At 46.0% G+C, this 400-nt stretch carries 1 protein-coding gene; it reads left to right on the forward strand.

Annotated features, from left to right (window positions below; all coding sequences use genetic code 11):
• Nucleotides 1–400 (forward strand): hypothetical protein (locus M1F97_RS09110; RefSeq protein WP_247944880.1); only part of this gene is annotated, 400 nt, incomplete at both ends.

The raw sequence follows: 400 nt of genomic DNA on the forward strand, positions 1-400 counted from the left end.
TCAAAGCGCATCAGCATCTGTAAGTGCAAGCCAATCAGCATCAAGCTCAGCAAATGCTAGCCAAAGCGCTTCAGCAAGTGCAAGCCAATCAGCATCAGTATCAGCTAGCCAATCAGCTTCAGCGTCTGTATCTGCAAGTCAATCAGCTTCAGCATCAGTATCTGCAAGCCAATCAGCTTCAGCATCAGTATCTGCAAGCGAATCAACTAGCGCATCAGTATCAGCTAGTCAATCAGCTTCAGCGTCTGTATCAGCTAGTCAATCAGCTTCAGCATCTGTAAGCTCAAGTCAATCAGCTTCAGCATCAGTATCTGCAAGCCAATCAGCTTCAGCATCAGTATCTGCAAGTCAATCAACTTCAGCATCAGTATCTGCAAGCGAATCAACTAGCGCATCAGTA

This window comes from Streptococcus oralis (assembly GCF_023110435.1).
Taxonomy (GTDB): Bacteria; Bacillota; Bacilli; order Lactobacillales; family Streptococcaceae; genus Streptococcus; species Streptococcus oralis_CF.